25 protein-coding genes are annotated in these 25,823 nt (G+C 68.0%); 22 read left to right on the top strand and 3 right to left on the bottom strand.

Annotation, left to right across the window (positions count from 1 at the left end):
• Positions 1-97: 97 nt before the first annotated feature.
• Positions 98-838, bottom strand: coding sequence for an aquaporin Z (aqpZ, locus tag DM992_RS03050; protein WP_111015589.1), 741 nt, complete (start codon positions 836-838; stop codon positions 98-100).
• A 300-nt stretch (positions 839-1,138) separates the two neighbouring features.
• On the opposite strand from aqpZ, the gene DM992_RS03045 reads away from it, so the two are divergent.
• On the top strand, positions 1,139-1,435 hold the full coding sequence (locus tag DM992_RS03045; RefSeq protein ID WP_006489320.1) for an H-NS histone family protein: 297 nt from the start codon (positions 1,139-1,141) through the stop codon (positions 1,433-1,435).
• Between the two features lie 111 nt (positions 1,436-1,546).
• Here DM992_RS03045 and DM992_RS03040 read toward each other — a convergent pair whose 3' ends face one another.
• Entirely contained in the window at positions 1,547-2,611 is a 1,065-nt protein-coding gene (locus tag DM992_RS03040; RefSeq protein WP_034183895.1) for a glycosyltransferase family 4 protein, read from the bottom strand.
• 668 nt (positions 2,612-3,279) lie between these two features.
• On the opposite strand from DM992_RS03040, the gene flhD reads away from it, so the two are divergent.
• From flhD to DM992_RS02955, 16 genes are all read left to right on the top strand, one after another.
• On the top strand, positions 3,280-3,600 hold the full coding sequence (gene flhD / locus DM992_RS03030) for a flagellar transcriptional regulator FlhD (RefSeq protein WP_111015588.1): 321 nt from the start codon (positions 3,280-3,282) through the stop codon (positions 3,598-3,600).
• A 92-nt stretch (positions 3,601-3,692) separates the two neighbouring features.
• Complete coding sequence (flhC, locus tag DM992_RS03025) at positions 3,693-4,247, top strand: flagellar transcriptional regulator FlhC (RefSeq protein WP_111015587.1); 555 nt, start codon at positions 3,693-3,695, stop codon at positions 4,245-4,247.
• Between the two features lie 170 nt (positions 4,248-4,417).
• The gene (motA, locus tag DM992_RS03020; RefSeq protein ID WP_072443097.1) at positions 4,418-5,278 is read left to right on the top strand and encodes a flagellar motor stator protein MotA; all 861 of its coding nucleotides are present in this window, start codon (positions 4,418-4,420) and stop codon (positions 5,276-5,278) included.
• Between the two features lie 13 nt (positions 5,279-5,291).
• Positions 5,292-6,311 carry a flagellar motor protein MotB gene (motB, locus tag DM992_RS03015; protein ID WP_111015586.1) on the top strand — a complete coding sequence of 340 codons (1,020 nt, stop codon included), beginning with the start codon at positions 5,292-5,294 and terminating at the stop codon, positions 6,309-6,311.
• 24 nt (positions 6,312-6,335) lie between these two features.
• Positions 6,336-6,713 (top strand): response regulator, encoded by a 378-nt coding sequence (locus DM992_RS03010; RefSeq protein WP_111015585.1) that lies wholly within the window; start codon positions 6,336-6,338, stop codon positions 6,711-6,713.
• Positions 6,714-6,746: 33 nt separating this feature from the next.
• A complete protein-coding gene (cheA, locus tag DM992_RS03005; RefSeq protein ID WP_111015584.1) occupies positions 6,747-8,999 on the top strand; it encodes a chemotaxis protein CheA in 2,253 nt (750 codons plus the stop codon).
• Positions 9,000-9,047: 48 nt separating this feature from the next.
• Complete coding sequence (cheW, locus tag DM992_RS03000; RefSeq protein WP_072443103.1) at positions 9,048-9,563, top strand: chemotaxis protein CheW; 516 nt, start codon at positions 9,048-9,050, stop codon at positions 9,561-9,563.
• Positions 9,564-9,600: 37 nt separating this feature from the next.
• Positions 9,601-11,583, top strand: a complete 1,983-nt coding sequence (locus DM992_RS02995; protein ID WP_111015583.1) for a methyl-accepting chemotaxis protein — start codon at positions 9,601-9,603, stop codon at positions 11,581-11,583.
• A gap of 3 nt (positions 11,584-11,586) precedes the next feature.
• Positions 11,587-12,579, top strand: a complete 993-nt coding sequence (locus DM992_RS02990; protein WP_111015582.1) for a CheR family methyltransferase — start codon at positions 11,587-11,589, stop codon at positions 12,577-12,579.
• Complete coding sequence (cheD, locus tag DM992_RS02985) at positions 12,576-13,361, top strand: chemoreceptor glutamine deamidase CheD (RefSeq protein ID WP_034183903.1); 786 nt, start codon at positions 12,576-12,578, stop codon at positions 13,359-13,361. Before DM992_RS02990 ends, cheD begins: the two co-directional genes overlap by 4 nt.
• Positions 13,358-14,449 carry a chemotaxis response regulator protein-glutamate methylesterase gene (locus tag DM992_RS02980; protein WP_111015581.1) on the top strand — a complete coding sequence of 364 codons (1,092 nt, stop codon included), beginning with the start codon at positions 13,358-13,360 and terminating at the stop codon, positions 14,447-14,449. Before cheD ends, DM992_RS02980 begins: the two co-directional genes overlap by 4 nt.
• Before the next feature lie 67 nt (positions 14,450-14,516).
• Positions 14,517-14,912, top strand: a complete 396-nt coding sequence (gene cheY / locus DM992_RS02975) for a chemotaxis response regulator CheY (protein WP_026045350.1) — start codon at positions 14,517-14,519, stop codon at positions 14,910-14,912.
• Between the two features lies 1 nt (position 14,913).
• On the top strand, positions 14,914-15,645 hold the full coding sequence (gene cheZ, locus DM992_RS02970) for a protein phosphatase CheZ (RefSeq protein ID WP_111015580.1): 732 nt from the start codon (positions 14,914-14,916) through the stop codon (positions 15,643-15,645).
• Between the two features lie 262 nt (positions 15,646-15,907).
• Positions 15,908-16,411 (top strand): DUF2844 domain-containing protein, encoded by a 504-nt coding sequence (locus tag DM992_RS02965; protein ID WP_111015579.1) that lies wholly within the window; start codon positions 15,908-15,910, stop codon positions 16,409-16,411.
• A 16-nt stretch (positions 16,412-16,427) separates the two neighbouring features.
• The gene (locus tag DM992_RS02960) at positions 16,428-17,678 is read left to right on the top strand and encodes a DUF3443 domain-containing protein (RefSeq protein WP_111015578.1); all 1,251 of its coding nucleotides are present in this window, start codon (positions 16,428-16,430) and stop codon (positions 17,676-17,678) included.
• 157 nt (positions 17,679-17,835) lie between these two features.
• Positions 17,836-18,333 carry a VOC family protein gene (locus DM992_RS02955; protein ID WP_034183909.1) on the top strand — a complete coding sequence of 166 codons (498 nt, stop codon included), beginning with the start codon at positions 17,836-17,838 and terminating at the stop codon, positions 18,331-18,333.
• On the opposite strand, the gene DM992_RS02950 is transcribed toward DM992_RS02955, so the two are convergent.
• Positions 18,330-18,755 carry a hypothetical protein gene (locus DM992_RS02950; RefSeq protein WP_111015577.1) on the bottom strand — a complete coding sequence of 142 codons (426 nt, stop codon included), beginning with the start codon at positions 18,753-18,755 and terminating at the stop codon, positions 18,330-18,332. The two genes, DM992_RS02955 and DM992_RS02950, sit on opposite strands and share 4 nt — an antisense overlap.
• A gap of 367 nt (positions 18,756-19,122) precedes the next feature.
• Here DM992_RS02950 and DM992_RS02945 point away from each other — a divergent pair, with 367 nt between their 5' ends.
• From DM992_RS02945 to DM992_RS02925, 5 genes are all read left to right on the top strand, one after another.
• The gene (locus DM992_RS02945) at positions 19,123-19,503 is read left to right on the top strand and encodes a DUF805 domain-containing protein (protein WP_111015576.1); all 381 of its coding nucleotides are present in this window, start codon (positions 19,123-19,125) and stop codon (positions 19,501-19,503) included.
• 344 nt (positions 19,504-19,847) lie between these two features.
• Positions 19,848-21,053 carry a flagellar biosynthesis protein FlhB gene (gene flhB, locus DM992_RS02940; RefSeq protein WP_111015575.1) on the top strand — a complete coding sequence of 402 codons (1,206 nt, stop codon included), beginning with the start codon at positions 19,848-19,850 and terminating at the stop codon, positions 21,051-21,053.
• A gap of 81 nt (positions 21,054-21,134) precedes the next feature.
• On the top strand, positions 21,135-23,234 hold the full coding sequence (flhA, locus tag DM992_RS02935; RefSeq protein ID WP_111015574.1) for a flagellar biosynthesis protein FlhA: 2,100 nt from the start codon (positions 21,135-21,137) through the stop codon (positions 23,232-23,234).
• Positions 23,231-25,012, top strand: a complete 1,782-nt coding sequence (flhF, locus tag DM992_RS02930; RefSeq protein WP_111015573.1) for a flagellar biosynthesis protein FlhF — start codon at positions 23,231-23,233, stop codon at positions 25,010-25,012. Before flhA ends, flhF begins: the two co-directional genes overlap by 4 nt.
• Positions 25,005-25,823: a MinD/ParA family protein gene (locus DM992_RS02925; protein WP_111015572.1), complete on the top strand. Its 819-nt coding sequence runs from the start codon at positions 25,005-25,007 to the stop codon at positions 25,821-25,823. The genes flhF and DM992_RS02925 overlap by 8 nt, the downstream gene beginning before the upstream one ends.

The raw sequence follows: 25,823 nt of genomic DNA, 5'->3' as shown, positions 1-25,823 counted from the left end.
GAAAAACGGGCGCCAATGGCGCCCGTCGAAATTACCTGCCTCGATGTTGTTCGACAGCGTGAGGCTCGCTGCTCTGCTCGCGTGACCCCGTAGTGTTTTATTCGCTTGTGCGAGCCGATGCCGGCAGCAGGTCGATGGCGTTGTCACGCCCCGCGACCAGCGGGTAGATGATCCCGGCGAGTACCGCGCCGATCAGCGGTGCCACCCAGAACAGCCACAGCTGGCCGATCGCCTCGCCGCCCACGAACAGCGCGGGGCCGGTCGAGCGCGCCGGGTTCACCGACGTGTTGGTGACCGGAATCGAGATCAGGTGAATCAGCGTCAGGCACAGGCCGATCGCGATCGGCGCGAAGCCGGCCGGCGCGCGCTTGTCGGTAGCGCCGAGGATCACGAACAGGAAGAAGCCCGTCATCACGACTTCGCAGATGAACGCTGCGGCCAACGAGTAGTGGCCGGGCGAGCGCTCGCCGAAGCCGTTCGTCGCAAAGCCGCTGCCGACGACGTCGAAGCCCGGCTTGCCGGTCGCGATCAGGTACAGCACGAACGCGCCGAGCGTTGCGCCGACAACCTGCGCGACGATGTACGGCGCGAGATCGCGTGCCGGGAAGCGCCCGGCGACCGTCAGGCCGACGCTCACCGCCGGATTCAGGTGGCAACCCGAAATGTGGCCGATTGCGAATGCCATCGTCAGCACGGTCAGGCCAAAGGCAAGTGCGACGCCGGCAAAGCCGATGCCGAGGCCCGGAAAGGCGGCGGCCAGCACGGCGCTTCCGCACCCGCCGAGCACCAGCCAGAACGTGCCGAATACCTCTGCAGCGAGACGCTGAGAAAGATTCATGTAAGGATCTCGTCCAAGTGGGTTGAAGACAACCGGGCGACACGATGGATTTATTCCGTCGTCCGGAATTGGTCTGGATTATAGGAAATGAATCGGGTCGGGGAGGGTCAACGATTGTTAAATTTGAATGGCTGACAAATGCCTTTTATTAGAATAAGCCCGCATTCTCGATATAGCCGAATCGGTTAAAGATGACAGTATTTATTTCGAAGGGCAGGGTGGCAGTGCTGATGGCGTAACGGATGTTTGTGTCCCGGCCGGATTCGCCGGGGCCGCATCATCGAAAAGGGAGTCGAAAAAATGTCTCAATACGCGAAACTCAAGGCGCAGATCGCCGATCTGCAGGCCCAGGCGGACGACGTACGCCGCCAGGAAGTGGCGGCGGTGATTGCCGACGTCCAGCGAATGATTGCCGAATACGGCCTGACGGCCCAGGACCTGGGCTTCGCGGAGCGAGCGCGACGCGGCCGCCCGCCGAAGAAGGCGCCGCTGCCCCCGAAATACCGTGATCCGAAGTCGGGTGCGACCTGGAGCGGGCGCGGCAAGCCGCCGAATTGGATCGTCGGGAAAAACCGCGATCGATTCCTGATCGAATGACTGAAAGCCAAAAAGAAAGAGCCGCATCGTCGATGCGGCTCTTTTGCTTTGCGGTTTTGCGCGCCGATTTCGGCGCGGACTTTACGGAATATTTCCGTGCGGATTTACGCGTCAGGCGCCTGCGACCCGGCGCAATGCCGGTTGCCTGGTCGCCGTGCAAAGCGATTCGTAAGTTTCGACATAACGCTGCGCCATGGCCTTCGAGCTGAAACGCGTGTCGAAACGTTCGCGGATCGCGGTGCGCGACAGGCTGTCGATCCGGTGCAATGCGCCGACCGCGCCCTGCACGTCCTCGACGATGAAGCCGGTCACGCCGTCCTCGATCACTTCCGGCACCGAGCCGCGATTGAACGCGACGACCGGCGTGCCGCACGCCATCGCCTCGATCATCACGAGGCCGAACGGTTCCGGCCAGTCGATCGGGAACAGCAGCGCCTTCGCGCCTGACAGGAAAGCGGGCTTCTGCGCTTCGTTGATCTCGCCGATGAATTCGACGTGCGCCTGGCCGAGCAGCGGCTCGATCACTTCCTTGAAGTAGTCGGCGTCCGCCTTGTCGACCTTCGCGGCAATCTTCAGCGGCAGCCCGCTTTGCGCGGCGATCCGGATCGCCGTGTCGACGCGCTTTTCGGGACAGATCCGGCCGAGGAACGCGAGGTATTCGGGCTTCACGCCCGGCTGCGGCGTGAGCAGCGTGTCGGGCAGCCCGTGATACACGGTGCCGGCCCACGCGGCCTGCGGCAGCGGCTTGCGCTGGTTGTTCGAGATCGACACGACCGGCGCGTCCGGGAACGAGTCGAACACGGGCTGCAGTTCCGGCAGGTCGAGGCGGCCGTGCAGCGTCGTCACGTACGGCGTGTCGAGGCGCGACATCAGCGGGAACGGCAGGTAGTCGAGGTGGAAGTGCAGCACGTCGAATTCGTGCGCGACACGGGCGACCTGCTCCAGGAGCCGCATATGGGGCGCCATCGAATCGCGGATCGACGGGTCGAGCCGTAGTGCGCGCGGCCAGGCAGCCTCGAGGCGGGCCGACGTGACGGAGTCGCCGCTGGCGAACAGCGTCACGTCGTGCCCGAGTTCGACGAGCGCCTCGGTGAGGTAGGACACGACACGCTCGGTGCCGCCGTAGAGTTTCGGCGGGACGGCTTCGTAAAGCGGCGCGATCTGGGCAATTCGCATGGATGTTCTCCGATGTCGATCCGTGTGAGCGCTGCGGCGCCGATGCGGATCCCCTACAAGGTTGCGGAACTCGCCGACGCACGCTGTTGGCGGTACGTGGCCGGGCCCTGGGCGGGGTGCGCGGGGCGCCGGACGGCAAGCTGCGGGGCGGGCCGGCACGGCTCGCGCCGCCGCCCATTGGAGTCCATTATCGATATCGCCCTGAGGGGTTCGAGTGTTTTTTCAAACACTTAAGGCTTGTTACACGATGAAATACGAGAAAACCCCGAGAAAAAGGGCGGGAAAACATAAATCGAGGCAGACTCAACTATTGTTGCGCCATCGTGAAAAACCACTATAATTTTTTACCGATCCGATTGTCGGCAGCCTTGCCGGCACGCCTTCCGCCATTGCGCGGCGGCCATCGGGCTCATCTCGCCGAATTCGCGCGGTCACCCGCTTTTCCGATTGCCCCCTTTCAATTCGCCTTGTCGGAAAAATTCCTACACGGTTTACAGACAAATCCTGCGCGGCATACGCCACTTCGCTGATACCGACATAAATGCCGTTTGGCCAAAATTCGCCCTGTAAGACTATAAACGAGCCGACTGAGCGCCAGGCGCGCCCCGATCGAGCAAACGTTGTCATAACACGAATGGCCAAAGCAAAGCTTTTTTAACGGGGGAATCATGAGCGGTACCAGCGAAATGCTCAGTGAGATCAAAGAGGTCAACCTGTCGTACCTCCTCCTCGCGCAACGCCTGTTGCGGGAAGACAAGGCGATGGGCATGTTCCGCATGGGAATTTCCCGGGAACTGGCCGACGTGCTCGCGAACCTCACGCTCGCACAGACCGTGAAGCTCGCCGCGTCGAACCAGATGCTGTGCCGCTTCCGCTTCGACGATCACGCGCTGCTGTCGTCGCTCGCCGACAAAGGCCGCAGCGATGTCGTCGCGCATGCCCACTCGGCCATCCTGATGGCCGGGCAGCAGGTCGAAGGCGTCCGCTGATCCATCCCGCCTTGCGTTTGTCCCGGCGCGCCGCGCCGGCCGGCAGCGTATTGGCCATCCATCCGAACCACGTCAAGCGGACGATTATCACCATGGCAAGCAAAAGCGTCGTGATCGAGGTGAAGGAAATCACCCTCGCCATCGAACTGATCGAACTGGGCGCCAGACTGCAGTTGCTGGAGGCGGAGACGAGCCTGTCGCGGGACCGTCTGATCAAGCTGTACAAGGAACTGAAGGGCGTGTCGCCGCCGAAGGGGATGCTGCCGTTCTCGACCGACTGGTTCATGACGTGGCAGCCGAACATCCACTCGTCGCTGTTCTACAACATCTACCGGTTCATGCAGGACCACGGCCGCTGCGAGCCGATCCAGTCGATCGTGAAAGCGTACCGGCTCTATCAGGAGCACGTGAACCTGTCCGGCGACGAGGTCGCGCTGAGCCTCACGCGCGCGTGGACGCTCGTGCGCTTCTTCGATTCGGGGATGCTGCAGATGACCCCGTGCACGCGCTGCGGCGGCCACTTCGTCGCGCATGCGCATGATCCGCATCAAGGTTTCGTCTGCGGCCTGTGCCAGCCGCCGTCGCGCGCGGGCAAGACCCGCAAGGCCGCCGCCGCGCGCGCCGAACTGGCCGCCGCCGCGGCTTGAGCGCCGGGCCGGGCGGGGCGCGAGCGGCTGCCGCGGCCCGCGCGAACCGTCTGCCGACTGCTGGTAAACACCGTCGGGCCGCCGCCGGGCGGCCGCGAAAGTTTTCCTGCCGACTGCCGTAAACCTGTTTAACGGCGATCTTCCCGCCGGTCTTTCATGAGGGACAGGCAGTGCTGATTATCGTGGGAACACTCGTGACGCTGTTGTCGGTCTTCGGCGGTTATGCGCTGGCAGGCGGGCATCTGGGCGCCTTGATCCAGCCCATCGAGATCCTGATGATCGTGGGCGCCGGCGTCGGGGCATTCATCCTCGGCAACGGTGGCAAGACCATCAAGGCCACGCTGCGCGTGCTGCCGACGCTCTTCAAGGGCTCGAAATACACGAAGGACGTCTATATGGAGCTGATGGCGCTCCTGTACGTGCTGCTCGCGAAGGCGCGCAAGGAAGGCACGCTGACGCTCGAGGCCGACATCGACGATCCGGAAAAGAGCCCGATCTTCACGCAATACCCGAAGATCCTCGCCGATCACCATATCGTCGAATTCCTGACCGACTACCTGCGCCTGATGGTGGGCGGCAACATGAACGCGTTCGAGATCGAGAGCCTGATGGACGAGGAGATCGAGACGCACCATTCGGAAGGCGAAGGCCCCGCGCACGCGCTGATGCGCGTCGGCGACGCGATGCCGGCGTTCGGCATCGTCGCGGCCGTGATGGGCGTCGTGCACACGATGGCGTCCGCGGACAAGCCGCCCGCGGTGCTCGGCGCAATGATCGCGCAGGCGCTGGTCGGCACGTTCCTCGGGATCCTGCTGTCGTATGGGCTGATCGGGCCGCTCGCGAGCCTCGCGGAGCAGCGCGTCGCCGAGTCGACCAAGATGTTCCAGTGCATCAAGGTGACGATCCTCGCGACGCTGAACGGCTATGCGCCGGCGATCGCGGTCGAGTTCGGCCGCAAGGTGCTGTTCTCGACCGAGCGGCCGTCGTTTTCCGAGCTCGAAGAGCACGTGCGCCGCGTGAAGGCGAAGTGACGCGGAGCGACCGATGAGCAAGAGCAAGGATCGCGCGATCGTCGTCAAGCGGGTGGCCCCGGCGAAGAAGGGCCACCACGGCGGCGCATGGAAGCTTGCGTACGCGGACTTCATGACCGCGATGATGGCGTTCTTCCTGCTGATGTGGCTGCTGAGCTCGGTCACGCCGGTGCAGCTGAAGGGGATCGCCGAATACTTCAACACGCCGCTGAAGGCCGCGCTGTTCGGCAACGGCGACCGCAGCTCGCAGGACTCCAGCATCATCAACGGCGGCGGCCGCGATCTGTCGAGCGCCGACGCCGGCACGCTGCGCCGCACCGACGGCACGACGTCGCTCGCCGAGCGCGTCGCGAAGCCGGCCGACGAGAATTCGCGGTCGCAGGCGCAGGGGTCGATCGAGCGGCTCGAGCAGGCGCGCCTGCACGATCTGCAGATCAAGCTGATGGCCGCGATAGAGGCCAACCCGACGCTGCGCCAGTTCAAGCAGCAGATCCGCATCGATTCGACGCTGATGGGGCTGCGCATCGAGATCGTCGATACGCAGAAGCGGCCGATGTTCGCGATGTCGAGCGACCACGTCGAGCCGTACATGCGCGACATCCTGCGCGAGATCGGCAAGACGCTGAACGACGTGCCGAACCGGATCATCGTCCAGGGCCACACCGACGCCGTGCCGTACGCGGGCGGCGAGGGCGGCTACAGCAACTGGGAGCTGTCGGCCGACCGTGCGAACGCGTCGCGCCGCGAGTTGATTTCCGGCGGCATGGACGAGGCGAAAGTGCTGCGCGTGCTCGGCCTCGCGTCGACGCAGAACCTGAACAAGGCCGATCCGCTCGACCCGGAAAACCGCCGGATCAGCGTGATCGTGCTGAACCGCAAATCCGAAGAAGCGCTGATGCGCGACGACGCGACGACCACGACGCTGTCGGCCGACGCGGCGGGCTCGAAGCTGCTCGCGCAGCAGCTCGCCGGCCCGGCGCCGGCCGCGCGTCCGGCCGTCGCGAGCGCCGCCGCCGCGGCGCCGAAACCCTGACGTTCCCGAGATTCCGAGACAGACATGATCCGAACCATTCTCGCCATCGACGACTCCGCGACCATGCGTGCGCTGCTGCAGGCAACGCTTGCGCAGGCCGGCTACGACGTGACGGTGGCGCCGGACGGCGAAGCCGGCTTCGACATGGCCGCGACCGCGCCGTACGACCTGGTGCTGACCGACCAGAACATGCCGCGCAAGAGCGGGCTCGAGGTGATCGCCGCGCTGCGCAAGCTGACCGCGTATGCGGACACGCCGATCCTCGTGCTGACGACCGAAGGCAGCGATGCCTTCAAGGACGCCGCGCGCGACGCGGGCGCGACCGGCTGGATCGAGAAGCCGATCGACCCGGTCGTGCTGGTCGACCTGGTCGCGACGCTGTCCGCGCCGGCTGCCTCCTGAAATGAACGCGACGAATCCAACCGGTGACCGGGCATGACTCTCGATATCACGCAGTTCTACCAGACCTTTTTCGACGAAGCGGACGAGCTGCTCGCGCAGATGGAGCAGCTTCTGCTGAACCTCGACGTCGACTCGCCCGACCCCGAAGACCTGGCCGCGATCTTCCGCGCCGCGCATTCGATCAAGGGCGGCGCGGCGACGTTCGGCTTTTCCGCGCTGACCGATACGACGCACATCCTGGAATCGCTGCTCGACCGCGCGCGCAACCATGAGCTGACGCTGACCAAGGAGATGATCGACGCGTTCCTCGAGACCAAGGACGTGCTGTCCGACCAGCTCGTCGACTACCGCGCGAGCGCCGAACCGGACGCGGCAGCCGCCGCGACGATCTGCGCAAAGCTCGAACGGCTGAAGGCCGAGAGCGGCGCGGGCGCGCCGGCGGCCGCTGCGGCCGCGCCGGTCGCGCCGGTCGCCGCTGCTGCTGCACCGGCCGCACCGGCCGCGGAGCCCGCCGCCGGCGGCGATCGCGCGCCCGATCATGTGGTCGAGCAGGCCGTCGCGGCCGCGCATCCGGCGGCCGATGCGGGCGAAGACGGCCCGCACCTGAAGATCACGCTGGCGGGCGTCGACGCGAAGGACCGGGAACTGCTCAGCGAAGAACTCGGCAACCTCGGCCGGATCGTCGGCCGCGAGGAAGCGGGCGGCGACCTGACGCTGTGGCTCGAATCGGACGTGCCGTCCGACGACATCGTCGCCGTGTGCTGCTTCGTGATCGACGAAAGCCAGATCCGCATCGCGCGCGGCACGGCACCGGCCGCGCCGGCGGCACCGGCTGCCGCGCAGGACGCCGCTGCACCGGCCGCCGAACCGGCCGCCGCCGCGCAACCCGCGCGGGTCGAGGTATTCGCGCCGCAGGCCGCCGCGCCGCAACCGGCCGCGCCGGCTCCCGCAACCGTCGAGCCGGCTGCGGCAACGCAACCGCAGCAGCAACCCCAACGACCGCAGGCCGAACACGCGGCGCAGGCCGCCGCGCATCACGACGACAAGCGCGCGCGTCCGGCCGCCGCGGCCGCATCGGGCGCCGAAGGCAGCTCGATCCGCGTCGGCGTCGAGAAGGTCGACCAGCTGATCAACCTCGTCGGCGAGCTCGTGATCACGCAGGCGATGCTCGCGGAAACCGCGAGCGCGTTCGATCCGGCGCTGCATGACCGCCTGTTCAACGGGATGGCGCAGCTCGAGCGCAACGCGCGCGACCTGCAGGAAGCCGTGATGTCGATCCGCATGATGCCGATGGACTACGTGTTCAGCCGCTTCCCGCGGCTCGTGCGCGACCTCGCCGGCAAGCTCGGCAAGCAGGTCGAGCTCGTCACGTTCGGCCAGGCGACCGAACTCGACAAGAGCCTGATCGAGCGGATCATCGATCCGCTCACGCACCTCGTGCGCAACAGCCTCGACCACGGGATCGAGACGGTCGACAAGCGCATCGCCGCCGGCAAGGACGCGGTCGGCCAGCTCGTGCTGTCGGCCGCGCATCACGGCGGCAACATCGTGATCGAGGTCAGCGACGACGGCGCGGGCCTGAACCGGGAGCGGATCCTCGCGAAGGCCGCGAAGCAGGGCATGCAGGTGCCCGACAACGTCAGCGACGAAGAGGTGTGGAACCTGATCTTCGCGCCGGGCTTCTCGACCGCCGAGACGGTGACCGACGTGTCGGGCCGCGGCGTCGGGATGGACGTCGTGAAGCGCAACATCCAGTCGATGGGCGGCCACGTCGAGATCACGTCGCAGGCTGGCCGCGGCACGACCACGCGGATCGTGCTGCCGCTGACGCTCGCGATCCTCGACGGGATGTCGGTGAAGGTCGGCAGCGAGATCTTCATCCTGCCGCTGAACTTCGTGATGGAGTCGCTGCAGCCGTCGATCGACGACATCTACACGGTCGGCAACGGCGAGCGCGTGGTGCGCGTGCGCGGCGAATACCTGCCGCTGGTCGCGCTGCACGAGGTGTTCTCGGTCGAGGATGCACGCACCGACCCGACGCAGGGGATCGTCACGATCATGCAAACCGAGGGGCGCCGCTTCGCAATGCTGATCGACGAGCTGGTCGGCCAGCAGCAGGTGGTCGTGAAGAACCTCGAAACCAATTATCGCAAGGTGCACGGCATCTCGGCGGCGACCATCCTCGGCGACGGCAGCGTCGCGCTGATCGTCGACGTCGCGGCGCTGAACCGAGAAACCCGTGCGACGCACGGCGCCCGAGCCGGCGCCGAGCTCGCGATGTTCTGACTCTCGCCATTCAACCGATTGGGGGCAAACGTGTCTGCTGAAGTCCAAATGATCAATCCGGCCGCGGCGAACGCGGCGACGAGCCGCCGCGACGCGGCGCAAGGCGACGCGACGGGCCAGGAATTCCTCGTGTTCACGCTCGGCGACGAGGAATACGGGATCGACATCCTGAAGGTGCAGGAAATCCGCGGCTACGACAGCGTCACGCGCATCGCGAACGCGCCGGACTTCATCAAGGGCGTGATCAACCTGCGCGGAATCATCGTGCCGATCGTCGACATGCGGATCAAGTTCCATCTCGGCCGCGTCGAGTACGACCACCAGACCGTCGTGATCATCCTGAACGTCGCGCATCGCGTGGTCGGGATGGTGGTCGACGGCGTGTCGGACGTGCTGACGCTGCAGACCGACCAGATCATGCCGGCGCCGGAATTCGGCGCGACGCTGACGACCGAGTACCTGACGGGCCTCGGCACGGTCGACGGCCGGATGCTGATCCTGATGGATATCGAGAAGCTGATGTCGAGCCGTGAAATGGCGCTGATCGAGACACTCGGCGGTTAAGCGCGCCGCGCGCGCAGGAATTTCGGGAGAATCTGCAATGTTGCATAACTGGTCGATCCGCACGACGCTCACGGCGGTCGGACTCATCCTCGTGTGCCTGGCCGCGGCGGTCGGCGGGCTCGGCCTCTACGCGCTCAATCACGCGAGCCGTTCGCTCGACGAGATCGCGCACGTCGACCTGCCGGCGATCCACACGCTGGACGACACGGCCGCGCACCTGCTGCGCTCGCGCGTTGCGCTCGACCGCTTCCGTACGCTGACCGAAGCCGGCAATGCGGCCGAGGCGGCGAAGGTGCTCGACCGGGCGCAGGAGCTGTATACGAAGTCGAACCAGAACTGGCAGGCGTTCCAGTCGATGCCGAAGCTCGGTGTCGAGCAGGCGCTCCTCGACGAGCTCACCGCCCGCTACACGACGATCATGAAGGAAGGCGTCGAGCCCGAATTTGCCGCGGCGCGCGCGGGCGACATGGCGGCGTACCACGCGATTGCCGACGCGAAGATCAGCCCGCTGTTCGTCGCGTTCGACCAGACGGCGGCGGCCGTGATCGCGTCGCTGCAGACGCGCGCGGAAGAGCGCCAGGCCGCGACGCAGTCGCAGATCTCGCTGATGGTCGCGCTGATCGCGGCCGGCATCGCGATCGCGTTCGTGGTCGTGATCGCGATCCGCTTCGCGATGCGCGGGCTGATCGTGAAGCCGCTCGAGGACGCGATCGCGCACTTCGAGCGGATCGCCGGCGGCGACCTCACGCAGCCGGTGAACGTGTCCGGCACGAACGAGATCGGCCGCCTGTTCGGCGGCGTCAAGCGGATGCAGGACGCCGTCACGACGATGGTGCAGTCCGTGCATCGCGGCACCGAATCGATCGACGTCGGCGCGCGCGAGATCGCGACCGGCAACATCGACCTGTCGCAGCGCACCGAGGAGCAGGCCGCGTCGCTGCAGGAAACCGCGTCGAGCATGGAGCAGCTGACGGGCACCGTGCGGCAGAACGCGGAGAACGCGCGGCAGGCTAGCCAGCTCGCGGTGAACGCGTCGGACATCGCGACGCAGGGCGGCGAGGTGGTCGGCCAGGTCGTATCGACGATGCAGGACATCGCGGCGAGCTCGGGCAAGGTCGTCGACATCATCGGCACGATCGAAGGCATCGCGTTCCAGACCAACATCCTCGCGCTGAACGCAGCGGTCGAAGCCGCGCGTGCGGGCGAGCAGGGCCGCGGCTTCGCGGTGGTCGCGGGCGAGGTGCGCTCGCTCGCGCAGCGCAGCGCGAGCGCTGCGAAGGAAATCAAGCAGCTGATCGGCGATTCGGCCGAGAAGGTCGACAGCGGGTCGGCGCTCGTCGCGCGCGCGGGCTCGACGATGGACGAGATCGTGCAGGCCGTGCGCCGCGTGACCGACATCATGGGCGAGATCAGCGCCGCGTCGGACGAGCAGTCGACCGGCATCGAGCAGGTCAACCGTGCGGTCAGCCAGATGGATTCGGTCACGCAGCAGAACGCGGCGCTCGTCGAGCAGGCGGCGGCCGCGGCCGCGTCGCTCGAGGAGCAGACGCGCCAGATGAAGGCGATCGTGTCGGGCTGGCGCGTGGCGGGCGGCATCATGCTCGCGCCGGCACGCGGCGTTGCACGGCCGGTCGCGCAGGGATCGGCGAGCGTGCCGGCACTGCCGTCGGAGCCGCGTCACGATGCGGCGCCGGTCGCCGCGCTGCCGGCGCCGCAGGCTGCGGCACAACCGGCACGGCGCGCCGCGCCGGCGTCGCATGCGGCCACGTCGGCGGCGGCGGGCGCAGCGGGCGCGAGCCAACCGAAGCGCGCGGCGGACCCCGATGCGCGCTTGCAGAAGGAAGCATCCGCGTCCCGCGGCGCCGCTGCAGGCGGCTACGGGCCGCGTCTCGCGAAGTCGGCCGCCGCCCCGGCGGACAAGCCGGCCGCGAAGCCCGCGCTCGTGCGCCCCGCGCTGAACGGAGAGAAGCCGGCGCCGGCCGCGGCCGGCACGTCCGACGACGACTGGGAGACCTTCTAAGCCATGCCGAACGCGCGCGCGCCATTTCGACCCGATGCACCGGATGCCTCGCCTCGCGCGGGCGAGCCGGGGCGCGACTTCGCGTTCACCGGCGCGGATTTCGCCCGCATCCGCGCGCTGATCCACCAACGCGCGGGGATCTCGCTGTCCGAGCACAAGCGCGACATGGCGTACAGCCGTCTCGCGCGGCGGCTGCGCGCGCGCGGCCTCGACACGTTCCGCGACTACCTCGACCTGCTCGAGCAGGAAGACGATCCGCTCGAGTGGGAAGCGTTCACCAACGCGCTGACGACCAACCTGACCGCGTTCTTCCGCGAGTCGCATCACTTCCCGATCCTGTCGGAGTTCGTGAAGGGGCGGCCGGCGCCCGTGTCGGTGTGGTGCTCGGCGGCGTCGACCGGCGAGGAGCCGTACTCGATCGCGATCACGCTGATCGAGGCGCTCGGCGAATCGGCGGCGCGCGGCGCGTCGATCCTCGCGACCGATCTCGACACGCAGGTGCTCGCGAAGGCGGAAGCCGGCATCTATACGTACGACCAGGTCAAGCACCTGTCGCCCGAGCGGCTGAAGCGCTTCTTCCTGAAGGGCACGGGCGCGCAGGCCGGCCGCGTGAAGGTGCGCCCCGAGCTGCGCGCGATGATCCGCTTCGAGCAGTTGAACCTGACCGATGCGGACTACGGGATCGCGAAGCCGTTCGACGCGATCTTCTGCCGCAACGTGATGATCTATTTCGACAAGCCGACGCAGGGGCAGGTGCTGTCGCGCTTCGAGCCGCTCGTGAAGCCGGGCGGGCTGCTGTTCGCCGGCCATTCGGAAAACTTCACGTACGTCACGCAGGCGTTCCGCCTGCGCGGGCAGACGGTGTACGAACTGACTCGCGACGCCGCGCAGGGTGCGCGGCTGCGTGGCGCGCAGGCGCCCGCGGCGGCGGCCATGCCGTCGCGCGCCCCCGCGCGGGCTGCGGACGCCGCGCCCGCCTATGGAGATCGCGGATGAGCGCACTGCCGATCGCGACCAATCGCTATTTCGACAACCACTTCGGCCGTCCCGGCGTGAAGCTGTTGCCGAACGAGTTCTACACGACGTCCGAGGACATGGTGCTGATGACCGTGCTCGGCTCGTGCGTCGCCGCGTGCCTGCACGACCCGTACGCGGGCATCGGCGGGATGAATCACTTCATGCTGCCCGACGACGGCACCGATCCGGGCGCGGCCGCGTCGGAATCGATGCGCTACGGTGCGTATGCGATGGAAGTGCTGATCAACGAGCTGATCAAGGCCGGCGGGCGCCGCGAGCGCATCGAGGCAAAGGTGTTCGGCGGCGCGGCCGTGCTGGCCGGGATGACGACCATCAACATCGGCGATCGCAACGCGGATTTCGTGCGCCGCTACCTCGCGCTCGAACGTATCCGCATCACGGCGGAAGACCTGCAGGGCGTGCACCCGCGCAAGGTCGCGTTCATGCCGCACACGGGGCGCGCGATGGTGAAGAAGCTGCGGCTGCAGGTGCCTGGCGTCACCGAGCGCGAAGCCGCGCTCGCGCGCGAGGCCGAGCGCGCCGCACGGCCGCGCGCGCACGTCGAGCTGTTCGCGGCGAAGCGGCCGGCCGCGCCGCAGCCGGCGCGCCCGCGCATCGAACTGTTCGGCGCGCGCAGCGCGAGCCCGGGCGGCACCGGCGCGGGCAGTGCCGGCGGCGTGCGGGCGGCGAACCCGTACGCCGGGAGCCCGGGCGCCGGAAGCGCGTACGCGGGGAACCTATCGAAAAAGCAGGAGGCATGACCGCAGTGCAGAAGATCAAAGTATTGTGCGTCGACGATTCGGCGCTGATCCGCAGCCTGATGACGGAGATCATCAACAGCCAGCCCGACATGACGGTGTGCGCGACCGCGCCCGATCCGCTCGTCGCGCGCGAGCTCATCAAGCAGCACAACCCCGACGTGCTCACGCTCGACGTCGAAATGCCGCGCATGGACGGGCTCGACTTCCTCGAGAAGCTGATGCGCCTGCGGCCGATGCCGGTCGTGATGGTGTCGTCGCTGACCGAGCGCGGCTCGGAGATCACGCTGCGCGCGCTCGAGCTCGGCGCGGTGGATTTCGTCACGAAGCCGCGCGTCGGGATTCGCGACGGGATGCTCGACTACGCGGAAAAGCTCGCCGACAAGATCCGTGCTGCGTCGCGCGCACGCGTGCGCCAGGCGCCGCAGCCGCAGGCCGCCGCGCGCACGGCGGACAGCCAGCCGGCCGCGCCGATGATCAACAACCCGCTCGTCAGTACCGAGAAGCTGATCATCATCGGCGCGTCGACGGGCGGCACCGAGGCGATCCGCGAAGTGCTGACGCCGCTGCCGCCGGATGCTCCGGCCGTGCTGATCGCGCAGCACATGCCGCCCGGCTTCACGAAATCGTTCGCGCAGCGGCTGAACGGCCTGTGCCGCATCGCGGTGAAGGAAGCCGAGCACGGCGAGCGCGTGCTGCCGGGCCACGCGTACATCGCGCCGGGCCACGCGCACCTGCTGCTCGCGAGAAGCGGCGCGAACTACATCGCGCAACTGTCGGACGAGCCGCCGGTGAACCGTCACCGCCCGTCGGTCGACGTGCTGTTCCGCTCGGCGGCGACGCACGCGGGCAAGAACGCGATCGGCGTGATCCTCACCGGGATGGGCCGTGACGGCGCGGCCGGCCTGCTGGAAATGAAACGCGCGGGCGCTTACACGTTCGCGCAGGATGAAGCGAGCTGTATCGTGTTCGGGATGCCGCGCGAGGCGATCGCGCTCGGCGGTGCCGACGAGGTTGCGCCGCTCGCCGACATGAGCCGCCGCGTGATGGCGCGACTGGCGACGATGGGCGACCGCGTGCAGCGCGTGTGAATGGAATGCCACGGGGCGCGCGCCACGATACGCGTCCCGACGGAAACGAATCTGGAAAGGAACGACGATGGACAAGAGCATGAAAATCCTGGTGGTGGACGATTTCCCGACGATGCGCCGGATCGTCCGCAACCTGCTCAAGGAACTGGGCTACACGAACGTCGACGAGGCCGAGGACGGCGCGGCCGGTCTCGCGCGGCTGCGCGGCGGCGGCTTCGACTTCGTGATCTCGGACTGGAACATGCCGAACCTCGACGGCCTCGCGATGCTGAAGGAAATCCGCGCGGACGCGACGCTCACGCACCTGCCGGTGCTGATGGTCACGGCCGAGTCGAAGAAGGAGAACATCATCGCGGCCGCGCAGGCGGGCGCGAGCGGCTACGTCGTGAAACCGTTCACGGCTGCCACGCTCGACGAGAAGCTGAACAAGATCATCGACAAGATGGCGAAGACCGGGAGCTGACGTGAACGAGCCGATCCATGCGGCGCTCGCCGGCGCGGGGTTCGCCGCTGACAGCCACCCCGAAGGCGCCGATCTCGCGAGCGACCGGATCCTGGCGCGCATCGGCCAGGTCACGCGCGCGCTGCGCGATTCGATGCGCGAGCTCGGGCTCGACAAGCATGTCGAGCGCGCGGCGGAAGCCGTGCCCGACGCGCGCGACCGGCTGCGCTACGTCGCGACGATGACCGAGCAGGCCGCCGTGCGCGTGCTGAACGCGATCGAGATCGCGAAGCCCATGCAGGAGCGCATCCAGAACGAGGCCGAGGCGCTTGACACGCGCTGGGCGCAGTGGTATGCGGCACCGATCGAGCACGCGGAAGTGCGCGAGCTGATGGACGACACGCGCGCGTTCCTGCGCACGCTGCCCGAGTCGACGTCGGCGACCAGCGCGCAGCTGCTCGAGATCATGCTCGCGCAGGATTTCCAGGACCTGACCGGGCAGGTGATCAAGAAGATCATGGACATGGTCTACCTGATCGAGCAGCAGCTCCTTACCGTGCTCGTCGAGAACATCGCGCCCGAGCGGCGCGAGCAGTTCGCGGCCACCGCGGCCGCGCTGGCGGCCGAGCAGATGAGCGCGACCGGCAGCCCCGAGTCGCTGCTGAACGGCCCGCAGATCGCGCCGGAAGGCAAGTCCGACGTGGTCCAGGACCAGGGGCAGGTCGACGACCTGCTCGCGAGCCTGGGCTTCTGATCTTGCTGCAGCGCGTCGGCGCACCCCGTTTCGCGGGGCTGCCCGATGCGCGCGTCACGCCGTTCCCTCCACGTTTTCCCTCGCTCGCCGCGCACGCGCGCACCCTGTTCGGGCTGCGTCGAATTGACACTTCGACACACTCAGCAGGCATACTACGCGTCAGCAGTAACGGAGCGTCATTCGTACGATTTCATATGTTGGCCGGCGGCGCGGGCACGATGGCTGCGCCGCCGGCAACGAAGCCAGTCCCTTGGGGGGGAACGTGAAGCTGAAACGCTTGGGCTGGGCCGTAGCACGCGCGACGGCTGCAATGGGTGTGCTGTGGACCGTCCACGCACACGCGGAACTGGGCGGCGCGCCGATGTCGCCGCCGGCGGACGATCGGGCTGCAACCGTGCGTGCGATGCAGCGCGCGATGCGTTCGGCCGATGGCGTCCAGACGAGCACGGCGGCCTATACCGTCCGCGAGATCACGCTCGGATCGGGCACCGTCATCCACGAATACACGTCGGCCGCCGGCAGCGTGTTCGGCCTCGCATGGCGCGGGCCGACGATGCCGGATCTCGCGTCGCTGCTCGGCAGCTATTTCCCGCAGTACACCGCCGGCGTCCAGGCGGCGCACGCGGCGCGCGGCTGGCGCGCGCCCGTGTCCGTCGACACGAGCGGCCTCGTGATCCGGACGGGCGGCCACATGGGCGCCTTCTCGGGCCAGGCGTGGCTGCCGGCGGCACTGCCTGCCGGCCTCGCCGGCAACGACATCCAGTGACAGCGGGAGAGCGATCTTGAGAATTCCTCGTACATTCAAGCGCTGGCTCGGCGTGCTGGGCCTCGCGGCCGCGACGGCCGTGCTCGTGACGGCATGCGGCGGCGGCGATGACGGCGGCAGTTCCGGCAACAACGGCGGCAGTAACGGCAACGGTTCGAGCGTGTCGGACGGCAATACCGCGAACACGGCCGTCATCACCGTCGGCACCGGCGTCGCGAACGTGATCAACATCCCGACCGTCAACGTGAAGGTCTGCGTGCCGGGCACGTCGAACTGCCAGGTGGTCAACAACGTGCTCGTCGATACCGCGTCCTACGGGCTGCGGCTCGTAGGCAGCGCGGTGTCGGGCGTGCTCGGCAACCTGCCGCAGGTGACGAGCGGCGGCGCGCCGGTCGCCGAGTGCGGCAAGTTCGTGTCGAGCTACACGTGGGGCTCGGTGCGCACGGTCGACCTGTCGATCGGTACCGAACAGGCGAACTCGCTGCCCGTGCAGATCATCGGCGACCTCGGCACGACGAACGTGCCGAGCTCGTGCACGAACGGCGGCGCGTCGGCCAACTCGGCGAGCGCGCTCGGCGCGAACGGGATCCTCGGCATCGGGCCGGCGCCGGTCGACTGCGGCACGACCTGCGCGACGTCGACTTCGTCGAGCAACAACTACTACGCGTGCCCGAACGGCAATGCGAGCTGCGCGGTCGCGCTCGTGCCGGTCGCGCAGCAGGTGGCCAACCCGGTTCATCACTTCGCGACCGATAACAACGGCGTGATCGTGCAGATGCCGAACATCTCGAGCAGCGGGCAGGCCAGCGCGAAGGGCCAGCTGATCTTCGGGATCGGCACGCAGGGCAACAACGGGCTCGGCGCGTCTACCGTCATGACGTCGACCACGACGGGCGACGTCAGCGCGTCGTTCCTCGGCAGCACGGTGACGGCTTTCTTCGATACCGGTTCGAACGCGTATTTCTTCAACGATTCGTCGCAGGCGGTCTGTTCGAGGAACACGCAGTTCTACTGCCCGTCCTCCACGACCACCTATACGGCGACGCTGACCGGCCAGAACAGCGCGAGCGGCACCGTGTCGATGCCCGTCGCGAACGCGGATACGCTGTTCTCGAACGCGTCGACGTTCGCGTTCAACGACATCGCGGGCCCGTTCGGTTCGCCGGGATGGCTCGACATCGGCATGCCGCATTTCTACGGCAAGACGATCTACTTCGGGATGGACAAGCGCTCGAGCGGCGGCGCGGCGCCTTTCGTCGCGTTCTGACGCGGCACGATCGCAGGCAGCAAAGAGGGGGCGAGCGATCGCCCCCTCTTTTTTGTCAGGAGGCCGCGCGCGAACTACGGATCGGATCGCCGCCGTGCGCGCGCGCAGCGCCTACGATGTAAGACCGGCACCGGCACGACATCGAGGAGACAGCGCCATGAGCCCGCGCATACAACGCATCACGCCGTTCCTGTGGTTCGACCGCGACGCCGAGGCGGCCGCCGGTTTCTACGTGTCGGTGTTCGACAACGCGCGCATCGTGCACGTCGCGCGCTACGGCAAGGCCGGCGCGCACGCGTCCGGACAGGCCGAGGGCACGGTGATGACGGTCGCGTTCGAGCTCGACGGGCAGGCGTTCGTCGCGCTGAACGGCGGCCCCGTGTTTCAGATCACGCCGGCCGTGTCGTTCGTCGTCAACTGCCGCGACCAGGACGAGATCGACCGCTACTGGGCGCGGCTGTCCGAAGGCGGCGACGAGCGTGCGCAGCAGTGCGGCTGGTTGCGCGACCGCTTCGGCGTGTCGTGGCAGGTCGTGCCCGTGCAGATGTCCGAGCTGATGACGGGCGATCCGGCACGCGCCGAGCGTGTGATGGCGCAGGTGATGACGATGAAGAAGCTCGATCTCGGCGCGCTGCAGCGGGCGGCGGCCGGTTAGGGCCCAGGCCGGAGGCTGGCGCTTACCGCCGTCGTATGGTCGAGAAAGCGGCGGCCGGGCCCGTACGCGGTGCTTTCGATGCGCGCGGCGGCGGCCGGCGCGACGGCGCGCCCGCCCGCATCGACCGACACCGATTCGATCTCGACGACCGGCACGCACCAGGCCGCGCGAGCGCGTTCCGTTGGTTCGCCATGCGCGTCGAAACAGCGGAACGCGACGCTCGCGGTGACATCCTGTGCGCGCCAGGTTTGCGTCGACCCGTTCCACGCATCTCGCACGACGATCGTGCCGGGATGCGGCGCGCCCGGCGCCTGCGCACCGGGCGGCAGGTCGGGCGTACCCGGCGTGCCCGGCGTGCTGGCGCAGCCGGCGGCGAGCGCGCAGGCGAGCGACAGCAGCGGAGCGAGCGGATGACGGAGCACGGCGCGATGCGAGCGGGATCGGGAATGGCGAAGGGTAGCGCGACTGGCGCGCTCGCGTCATGCCGGTCGGCCGGAAAATCGAATGTCGTACGACTGGATCGATTATCGATCGAGTCGGAATTCATTTGGTTGTAATCAAATGCCGGATTATATTCGGTTGTAGTTTTTGTCGGGTCTTCAAGACTATTAAAATGACGCGGCATGCAAGCCGGTGGCGCCGCATTACGCTATGGCACCCGTTTTCACGCCAGTGCGACGGGGTTTTCGCTTGGCCGGCATGTGAAAAGAGATGGAGCCTGTCGAAATTCGAACATATAATTCCCGCGTTGTTTCCGGGGTCGTCAATATAAAACAGGAGGATAATAAAATGAATTTTTCCGAGGCTGTTCGTTCCGTACTCAATCAATACGCGAAATTCGAAGGCCGTGCGCGTCGTGCCGAATACTGGTATTTCGCGCTGCTGAGCTGCATTCTTTCGGTCGTCGCTCAGGTGATCGGCGCGATCGGCCGCGACGCGGGCCTGATCGCGCTGCTGCTGCTGGGCGCGATCTTCCTGATTTCGCTGGCGCTGATCATTCCGGGCATCGCGGTCAGCGTGCGCCGCCTGCACGATACGGGCCGCTCGGGCTGGTTCCTGCTGCTCGGGCTCATTCCGGTCGTCGGCCCCATCCTGCTGCTCGTGTGGATGTGCTCGCGCGGCACCGCAGGCCCGAACCGCTTCGGCTCGGATCCGATCCCGTCGGTCTGAGCGCCGCCTGCCCCGACGCGCGGCGCCGTCGCGTCGGGGCCTGACTTCCCCGTTTCTCTCCGTTTCTCCGCTTCATCGTTCCCCGCTTCATTCCGCCACCGTCCCGCCCGGGAACCTTGCCGGGAACCGCGCTTCACCGTTGCGCCGATCGCCGTGCTTTTCCGCCGCATCGCACCACGTCGCGCGCCGCTCCGTCCCTCTTCCGGCCTCGTTCGCACCGGCTCGCCCGATTCCCCGAAATACCCCCCTTTCCCGGCTTTGCTCGACCGATCGGCGTTTGACGCCTCCATGAATAATCGGTGTCACTGGAAAGCGGCATTCCGCCGTACCCGACTGGAGGCCCCGTGGCAGACGAGAGCGATCTCGACAAGACCGAAGCCGCCACTCCCAGGCGCCGCGAGAAGGCGCGCGAGGAGGGGCAGGTCGCGCGTTCGCGCGAACTGGCTTCGTTCGCGCTGCTCGCGGCCGGGTTCTACGGCGCGTGGCTGCTCGCGGGCCCGTCGGGTGCGCATCTGCAGGCGATGCTGCGCGGCGCGTTCACGTTCGATCGCGCGACCGCGTTCGACACGAACCGGATGCTGTCGGCGGCCGGCAGCGCGAGCCTCGAAGGCTTCGCCGCGCTGCTGCCGATCCTCGTGCTCACCGGCCTCGCCGCGCTGCTCGCGCCGATGGCGCTCGGCGGCTGGCTGATCTCGCAGAAGACCTTCGAGCTGAAGTTCGACCGCCTGAACCCGATTTCGGGCCTCGGCCGGATCTTCTCGATCCAGGGGCCGATCCAGCTCGGGATGTCGCTCGCGAAGACGCTGGTCGTCGGCGGGATCGGCGGCATCGCGATCTGGCGCAGCAAGGACGAGTTGCTCGGCCTCGCGACGCAGCCGCTCGGCGCGGCGCTGCCCGACGCACTGCATCTCGTCGCCGTGTGCTGCGGCACGACGGTCGCCGGGATGCTGGTGGTCGCCGCGCTCGATGTGCCTTACCAAATCTGGCAGTACAACAAGAAGTTGCGCATGACGAAGGAAGAAGTGAAGCGCGAGCATCGCGAGAACGAAGGCGATCCGCACGTGAAGGGGCGGATCCGCCAGCAGCAGCGCGCGATCGCGCGCCGCCGGATGATGGCGGCCGTGCCGAAGGCCGACGTGGTCGTCACGAACCCGACGCACTTCGCCGTCGCGCTGCAATACACGGACGGCGAGATGCGCGCGCCGAAGGTCGTCGCGAAGGGCGTGAACCTCGTCGCCGCGCGCATCCGCGAACTCGCGGCCGAGCACAACGTGCCGCTGCTCGAGGCGCCGCCGCTCGCGCGTGCGCTGTATCACAACGTCGAACTCGAACGCGAGATTCCCGGCTCGCTGTACTCGGCCGTCGCCGAAGTGCTCGCGTGGGTCTACCAGCTCAAGCGCTTCCGTTCGGAAGGCGGTGCGTTCCCCGCGGTGCCGGTCGATCTCGACGTGCCGGCCGAACTCGACAAGGGCACGTCGGTGCCCGCCGACGATGAACGCGAGGAAGCCGAGGACACGCTCGGCAAGCAAGGCACGCAAGGAGCCTCGTGATGATTAGCCCCCACGCTCACATTCGTTCGCTGCCCCCCAAGGGGCGGCTGCCTCCCTAGGGGCGGCCCGGCGGGAGGCAGCATGAGCACCCCGACCGGCCTGTTCGCGAAGCGCACGAACCCGTTCGCGGGCACCAACCTGCGCGCACTCGCGGGCCCCGTCCTCATCTGCATGATCCTGGGGATGATGATCCTGCCGCTGCCGCCGCTGCTGCTGGATCTGCTGTTCACGTTCAACATCGCGCTGTCGGTGATGGTGCTGCTCGTCAGCATGTATACGATGAAGCCGCTCGACTTCGCGGCGTTCCCGAGCGTGCTGCTGTTCTCGACGCTGTTGCGCCTGTCGCTGAACGTCGCGTCGACGCGCGTCGTGCTGCTCGAGGGCCACACGGGCCCGGACGCGGCCGGCCAGGTGATCGAGGCGTTCGGCCACTTCCTCGTCGGCGGCAATTTCGCGGTCGGCATCGTTGTGTTCGTGATCCTGATGATCATCAACTTCATGGTGATCACGAAGGGTGCGGGGCGGATCGCCGAAGTGTCCGCGCGCTTCACGCTCGACGCGATGCCCGGCAAGCAGATGGCGATCGATGCCGACCTGAACGCCGGCCTCATCAACGAGGAACAGGCGCGCAAGCGCCGCCTGGCCGTGTCGCAGGAAGCCGAGTTCTACGGGTCGATGGACGGCGCGTCGAAGTTCGTGCGCGGCGACGCGATCGCGGGCCTGATCATCATGGCGATCAACGTGATCGGCGGGCTGATCGTCGGGGTGGTCCAGCACGACATGAGCTTCGCGGCGGCCGGCACCAACTACACGCTGCTGACGATCGGCGACGGCCTCGTCGCGCAGATCCCGTCGCTCGTGATCTCGACCGCGGCCGGCGTGATCGTGTCGCGCGTCGCGACCGACGAGGACATCGGCACGCAGATCACCGGGCAGCTGTTCACGAACCCGCGCGTGCTGACGATCACCGGCGTGATCATCGTGATCATGGGGCTGATCCCGGGGATGCCGCACTTCGCGTTCCTCGCGCTCGGCGGCGGCGCGATCTGGCTGGCCCGCACGCAGACGAAGCGCGCGGCGGCCCGCAAGGCGGCCGGCGACGTGACCGACATCGCGCCGCCCGCCGTGCTGCCGTCCGACAGCCACGAGGCGACCTGGGACGACGTGCAGCTGATCGACCCGCTCGGCCTCGAAGTGGGCTACCGGCTGATCCCGCTCGTCGACAAGAACAGCGACGGCGAGCTGCTCAAGCGCATCAAGAGCATCCGCAAGAAATTCGCGCAGGAAATCGGCTTCCTGCCGCCGGTGATCCATATCCGCGACAACCTCGAACTGCGGCCGAACGGGTACCGGATCGCGCTGAAGGGCGTCGAGATCGGCGTCGGCGAAGTGTTCCCTGGCCAGTGGCTCGCGATCAACCCGGGCCAGGTGACCGCCGCGCTGCCGGGCGCCCTGACGCAGGATCCCGCGTTCGGGCTGCCGGCCGTGTGGATCGACGTCGCGCTGCGCGAACAGGCGCAGGTGTACGGCTACACGGTGGTCGACGCGAGCACGGTCGTCGCGACGCACCTGAACCATCTCGTCGTCCAGCACGCGGCCGAACTGCTCGGCCGCCAGGAAGTGCAGGCGCTCGTCGAGCGCACCGGCAAGGACGCGCCGACGCTCGTCGAGGACCTCGTGCCGAAGACGATCTCGCTGACGACGCTGCAGAAGGTGCTGCAGAACCTGCTCGAGGAAGGCGTGCCGATCCGCGACATGCGCACGATCCTCGAGGCCGTGTCCGAACATGCGGGCCGCGGCGACGCGTTCGAGATCACCGCCGCGGTGCGGCTCTCGCTCGGCCGCGCGATCACGCAGCAGTGGTATCCGGGCGCGGGCGAGATGCAGGTGATGGGCCTCGACTCGAATCTGGAGCGTGTGCTGTCGCAGGCGCTCGCCACCGGCGCGAATCCGGGCCTCGAACCCGGCCTCGCGCACAACCTTCTGACCGGCACGCAGCAAGCGATGCTGCGTCAACAGAATCTCGGGCTGCCGCCCGTGCTGCTGGTGCAGCACGCGCTGCGCGCGATGCTCGCGCGTTTCCTGCGCCGCAGCCTGCCGCAATTGAAAGTGCTGTCGTATGCCGAAGTGCCGGACACACGCACGATCAAAGTCGTTAACGTCATCGGGGGTTCCGCTTGAACATTCGCAAATTCACCGGCGCAACGAGCCGCGACGCGCTTCGTCTCGTGCGCGAGGCGCTCGGCGCCGACGCGGTCGTGCTGTCGAACCGCACGCTCGATGACGGCAGCGTCGAAATCGTCGCACTCGCCGATTCGGACCTGGCCGCGGTAACGCCGCCGGCCGCCGCACGGCCGCGGATCACCGCGCCGCGCGTGCCGGAATCCGTGCCGGCCGCCGCGGTGCCGGGCATCGTGTCGCGCCCGGGCGCCGCGCTCGCGCGCCCGGGCGTCAATCCGTATGCGGCGGGCGCCGGCGGGCTACCGGACGTGTTCTCGTCGGTGTTCGGTGCAAGCGCCGAAGCGGAAGAAACGGACGACGCGGACGAGACGGCGACGCAACCTTCGACGATCGATGCGGACGCCACGGCTGCGGCAGCGCCGTCGACCGCCGCACCGGCCCCCGGACGGCCGGCCCCCGGATGGCCGGCCCCCGCTTCCGAACCCGCGCCGTGGCTCGTCGAGCACGCGAAGCGCCTGACGCAGCAGCGCGACGCGCTGATCGCGCGCACGCAGGCGACGGCTGCCGCGCCGCAAGCGAGCGCACCCGCGCCGCAGCGCGCTGCAAGCGCATCGTCGCCCGACTGGGCACGCGACATCGTGCGCGATGCCGAACGCCGGATGCCGGCCGCTGCTCCGCGCAAGCCCGACACGAGCGCCGCGAACGCCGCGAAAGCGGCCGAGCGCACGCGCCTGTCCGCCGATACCGCCGCCGCGGTGGCCGATGCGGTGAAGTCGCGCGTCGAACGAATCGTCAACGACACGGTGATGCACGAGCTCGGTGAACTGCGCGGGATGATGGAAGAGCAGTTCGACAGCCTGATGTGGCACGACCGCCAGCGTCGCAGCGCCGTGCATGGCGCGCTGACGAAGCACTTGTTCGCGGCCGGCCTGTCCGCGCAGCTCGTGCGGATGCTCGTCGACAACCTGCCGTCCGGCGACGGCGCGCAGACCTTCGAGCAGGCCGCCGAATGGGCGCAGTCGGTGCTCGCGGCGAACCTGCCGGTGCTCGACTGCGAGGACGCGCTGATGGAGCGCGGCGGCGTGTTCGCGCTGATGGGGCCGACGGGCGTCGGCAAGACCACCACCACCGCGAAGCTGGCCGCGCGCTGCGTGATGCGCTTCGGCGCGAGCAAGGTCGCGCTGCTGACCACCGACAGCTACCGGATCGGCGGCCACGAGCAACTGCGCATCTTCGGCAAGATCCTCGGCGTGCCGGTGCACGCGGTGAAGGATGCGGGCGATCTCGCGCTCGCGCTGTCCGAACTGCGCAACAAGCACATCGTGCTGATCGACACGATCGGCATGAGCCAGCGCGACCGCGCGGTGTCCGACCAGATCGCGATGCTGCACGGCGCGAACGCACCGGTGCAGCGCCTGCTGCTGCTCAACGCGACGAGCCACGGCGACACGCTCAACGAAGTCGTGCAGGCGTACCGCAGCGCGGGCGAGCATCCGGACCTGGCCGGCTGCATCCTCACGAAGCTCGACGAGGCGACCCACCTCGGCGGCGTGCTCGACACGGTGATCCGCTACAAGCTGCCGGTCCACTACGTGTCGACCGGCCAGAAGGTGCCGGAAAACCTGTATGTCGCATCGACCAGGTTCCTGCTGAAGAGCGCGTTCTGTGTGCCGCGCGACGGCTCGCCCTTCGTGCCGCAAGACGAAGACATGCCGACGCTGCTCTCCGCACTGACCGCACGTTCCACCGCCGAGCTGCACGAGGTGCGATTTGGATAAACGAATCATCGACCAGGCCGAAGGGCTGCGGCGCCTGCTGGCCGGGCGCGCGTCGCGCATCGTCGCGGTGACGGGCGGGCCGGCGGGCGTCGGCTGCACGTCCACCACCGTGAACCTGGCGGCGGCGCTCGCGTCGCTCGGCAAGGACGTGCTCGTCGTCGACGAGCGCGCGGACGTGCATTCGGCCAGCGCGACGCTCGCGGGCGCGTGGCTGCGCGACGGCGAGCGCACGCGGGTGGCCGCGGGCTTCGGCCTGTGCGCGGCCGCGCGGCTCGCGCGCGCCGGCTACAGCGACACGCAACTGAGCGACTTCATCGACGGCCCGGCCGACATCGTCCTCGTCGACGCACAGCTCGGCGCCGACGGCTCGTTCTCGGCGCTCGCACGCGAAGCGCACGACGTGCTGGTCGTCACGCGGGTCGCCGCGCAGGCGATCACCGAGGCGTACGCGTGCATGAAGCGGCTGCATTTCGCGCACGCGTTCGCGCAGTTCCGCGTGCTGACCAATCACGTCGGCAGCCATGCGGACGCGAAGACGGCCTTCGACAACCTCGCGGGCGTCGCGAGCCGCTACCTGACCGTGTCGATCGCCGACGCGGGCTGCGTGAGCGCCGATCCGCTCGTCGAGCATGCGCGCGAGCTGACGCATCCGGTGGTCGACGCGTTCCCGTCGGCGGCGGCCGCGCGCGACTACCGGCAGATTGCCGCCGACCTGCTGTACTGGCCGATGCGCCCGCGTTCGGGGGCGGACCGCGCCGTCCACGCGGGCGGCAAGCCGTCGTATGAAGCGGGCGCGGCACACGCCGCGTGA

The sequence above is a fragment of the Burkholderia sp. JP2-270 genome (assembly GCF_003233675.1).
Taxonomy (GTDB): Bacteria; Pseudomonadota; Gammaproteobacteria; order Burkholderiales; family Burkholderiaceae; genus Burkholderia; species Burkholderia pyrrocinia_C.
Note: the sequence above shows the minus strand (reverse complement) of the source record. Positions and strands in the feature narration are given on the sequence as shown.

Excerpts from the sequence above, each read along its gene's own strand:
- cheA (WP_111015584.1), top strand. The coding sequence starts at position 6,747 with ATGACTCTCGATATCACGCAGTTCTACCAGACCTTTTTCGACGAAGCG.
- DM992_RS03040 (WP_034183895.1), bottom strand. The coding sequence starts at position 2,611 with ATGCGAATTGCCCAGATCGCGCCGCTTTACGAAGCCGTCCCGCCGAAA.
- DM992_RS02955 (WP_034183909.1), top strand. The coding sequence starts at position 17,836 with ATGAGCCCGCGCATACAACGCATCACGCCGTTCCTGTGGTTCGACCGC.
- DM992_RS02980 (WP_111015581.1), top strand. The coding sequence starts at position 13,358 with ATGACCGCAGTGCAGAAGATCAAAGTATTGTGCGTCGACGATTCGGCG.
- DM992_RS02945 (WP_111015576.1), top strand. The coding sequence starts at position 19,123 with ATGAATTTTTCCGAGGCTGTTCGTTCCGTACTCAATCAATACGCGAAA.
- flhA (WP_111015574.1), top strand. The coding sequence starts at position 21,135 with ATGAGCACCCCGACCGGCCTGTTCGCGAAGCGCACGAACCCGTTCGCG.
- flhC (WP_111015587.1), top strand. The coding sequence starts at position 3,693 with ATGGCAAGCAAAAGCGTCGTGATCGAGGTGAAGGAAATCACCCTCGCC.
- cheD (WP_034183903.1), top strand. The coding sequence starts at position 12,576 with ATGAGCGCACTGCCGATCGCGACCAATCGCTATTTCGACAACCACTTC.
- cheY (WP_026045350.1), top strand. The coding sequence starts at position 14,517 with ATGGACAAGAGCATGAAAATCCTGGTGGTGGACGATTTCCCGACGATG.
- DM992_RS02990 (WP_111015582.1), top strand. The coding sequence starts at position 11,587 with ATGCCGAACGCGCGCGCGCCATTTCGACCCGATGCACCGGATGCCTCG.
- DM992_RS03010 (WP_111015585.1), top strand. The coding sequence starts at position 6,336 with ATGATCCGAACCATTCTCGCCATCGACGACTCCGCGACCATGCGTGCG.
- cheW (WP_072443103.1), top strand. The coding sequence starts at position 9,048 with ATGATCAATCCGGCCGCGGCGAACGCGGCGACGAGCCGCCGCGACGCG.
- flhD (WP_111015588.1), top strand. The coding sequence starts at position 3,280 with ATGAGCGGTACCAGCGAAATGCTCAGTGAGATCAAAGAGGTCAACCTG.
- DM992_RS02995 (WP_111015583.1), top strand. The coding sequence starts at position 9,601 with ATGTTGCATAACTGGTCGATCCGCACGACGCTCACGGCGGTCGGACTC.
- DM992_RS03045 (WP_006489320.1), top strand. The coding sequence starts at position 1,139 with ATGTCTCAATACGCGAAACTCAAGGCGCAGATCGCCGATCTGCAGGCC.
- aqpZ (WP_111015589.1), bottom strand. The coding sequence starts at position 838 with ATGAATCTTTCTCAGCGTCTCGCTGCAGAGGTATTCGGCACGTTCTGG.
- motB (WP_111015586.1), top strand. The coding sequence starts at position 5,292 with ATGAGCAAGAGCAAGGATCGCGCGATCGTCGTCAAGCGGGTGGCCCCG.